We start from the raw sequence: 2,058 nt of genomic DNA on the forward strand, positions 1-2,058 counted from the left end.
ATTATGGTCTCGTTCGCCCCGGATTACTAAGTTCGAGCAGGCCTTATCTATAGCCACGAACGTTCAGTATTACAGCCGTTGAGGAGAATATTGGCAAGATTCAAATTTACCCAGAGGTAGTGCAGATAATTTAATCGAAGCCCCAATACCTGCTTATCAGGTGCTTGATCTAAGTACGGAGTATCAATTGATTCAGCAATTGTCTATATTTGCCGGCATTAATAATGTGCTGGACGAAAATTATTACCGTCGAGTTCGGACTGATGGCATTGAACCTGCACCCGAGCGAAGTGTCTATCTGGGTATTCGGTTCAGTCTTTAATCCTGAATGTGGACAACGTCTTTTACATGCGCGGTGTCCGCTAACCAAATACAAGTCATCAAGAACGCTGACAAGCAGCGTCGTGTAGAAGAGGTTAACATGAGAAAATCGGTATTAATACTTGGCTTAGCTATCCTGCTCTCAGGTTGTGATAGCGCCAATCAAATGATTGATAAAGCGCAGGAGACGGCCAATCAGAAAGTGGAGTCGCTTCAATCAAAAATTGAGAAGCTAGATATTGAAGGGCTCAATAGTGAGCTATTCAAGAATACTCCTCAACTTGTGTCGCAATTGACAGCGGCAATCAATGATGCAAGTCAGGTTGATTTTAACAACCCCGTAGCAGTTGAAGAGATTAAAGGGAGAATTTCAAACATTTACGCATGCCTTGTTGATGCATCTTCTGCCAGCAGCGCTCAGGGGGTGATGGATAAGTTATTAGAGAGCATTTCTAATGCAGAGATGCAGCAGCTGATTGAAAGTGGTATTGCAGAGGGCAAAAACTATACCGCCTGTGTAAAGTAATGCAGTGTGTTTCAAGCAAGTAAGAAAAGAGCGGGGGATTATCTCCCGTCACCAAATCGATAAATATGATTAAATTAACTCAGGACTCTGCGCCTAATAAGTCAGTGCAACCTTAGATATCTGCTATTGTGGTGAAAGCCGACTTTCTAATGATCACTATGATGCATAGAGAAATTTCCGCTTTTCGCTCTTAGTGAAGATCGTCACAGTGTGCCAAAAACGGACATTGACTTTGGCTGTTACTGAATTGCAGGTTTTAGTTAATCCACGAATAAATCTCCCAAACACCTGCACTATCCATCAACAGTATAAGCTGATTTAACGTTTAGCATTTCTTATTAAGTTTTTAACCACGGTCTTGCGGGCGCGAAACCGCTAGAGCGCTTACTTAGCGAAATGATGTACGCTTGGAAGCAATTGATTTAGCGTGGATTAAAGGTTAACTTCTTCTGAGTAAAATTCATAAAAGAAGGCAATAGCATTTGCGTCTTGCTGGTTCTTTGAGTAAAGGATAAAAGCTATGCTGGTGATAGGTATTACGAGCATAGGTGCGCAAGGCGCCCCAAACTTTGCGTTAGGTTCGGCCTTGTGAAGAGCCTAGATGAAGTACCGAAAAACGAGAAGTGACAACGAGGACGATGGAAATGTGGCAAGAGATATGGAATATAGTGCTATCGGAATTCTCCGATGTCCCGGATGCGGAGCAAGTTACACGTATCACACTGCGTCTTCTCGTTGCTGCAACCCTTGGAGGCCTATTGGGATACGAGCGGGAGCAGCAAGGCAAGAGTGCGGGGGTGCGAACACACATGATGGTTGCCATAGGGGCGGCACTGTTCGTCCTCATTCCCCAACAAGCAGGGGCATCAAGCGCAGATCTGAGTCGGATATTGCAAGGTCTGATTGCAGGTGTCGGGTTTCTTGGCACCGGAGCCATCATTATGGGAAATAGAGAAGTAGAGACTCGGGGGCTGACGACGGCGGCAAGTATATGGGTAACAGCGGCAATCGGCGTCGCTGCAGGAATGGGACGGGAAACGACCGCCGTCTTGAGCACTCTTATAGCTTTACTCATCCTTTCTGTAGTTCCTTGGATTTACCGGACTAAAAACCAAAATAAAGAGTGATGCGCAAGAACAAAATTTGCCGTCTAACAATTAGCTATCCTTTCAGTCGCTTCGAGCCGCAGGTAAACTCAAGCGTTATTTCTG

The 2,058-nt window shown here is 44.9% G+C and carries 3 protein-coding genes; all 3 read left to right on the forward strand.

Annotated features, from left to right (window positions below; all coding sequences use genetic code 11):
* Positions 1-187: 187 nt before the first annotated feature.
* The 3 genes from LSG37_RS20995 to LSG37_RS21005 all read left to right on the forward strand — a co-directional run bounded on the left by LSG37_RS20995 (position 188) and on the right by LSG37_RS21005 (position 1,974).
* Positions 188-322: a hypothetical protein gene (locus LSG37_RS20995; protein WP_366515597.1), complete on the forward strand. Its 135-nt coding sequence runs from the start codon at positions 188-190 to the stop codon at positions 320-322.
* Positions 323-421: 99 nt separating this feature from the next.
* Positions 422-847: a hypothetical protein gene (locus tag LSG37_RS21000; protein ID WP_233081961.1), complete on the forward strand. Its 426-nt coding sequence runs from the start codon at positions 422-424 to the stop codon at positions 845-847.
* Between the two features lie 644 nt (positions 848-1,491).
* On the forward strand, positions 1,492-1,974 hold the full coding sequence (locus LSG37_RS21005) for an MgtC/SapB family protein (protein ID WP_233081962.1): 483 nt from the start codon (positions 1,492-1,494) through the stop codon (positions 1,972-1,974).
* Positions 1,975-2,058: the final 84 nt, after the last annotated feature.

This window comes from Rheinheimera soli (genome assembly GCF_021290985.1).
Taxonomy (GTDB): Bacteria; Pseudomonadota; Gammaproteobacteria; order Enterobacterales; family Alteromonadaceae; genus Pararheinheimera; species Pararheinheimera soli.

What these genes read in the sequence shown, in the direction of transcription:
- LSG37_RS21000 (WP_233081961.1), top strand. Translation starts at nt 422, where the DNA reads ATGAGAAAATCGGTATTAATACTTGGCTTAGCTATCCTGCTCTCAGGT.
- LSG37_RS21005 (WP_233081962.1), top strand. Translation starts at nt 1,492, where the DNA reads ATGTGGCAAGAGATATGGAATATAGTGCTATCGGAATTCTCCGATGTC.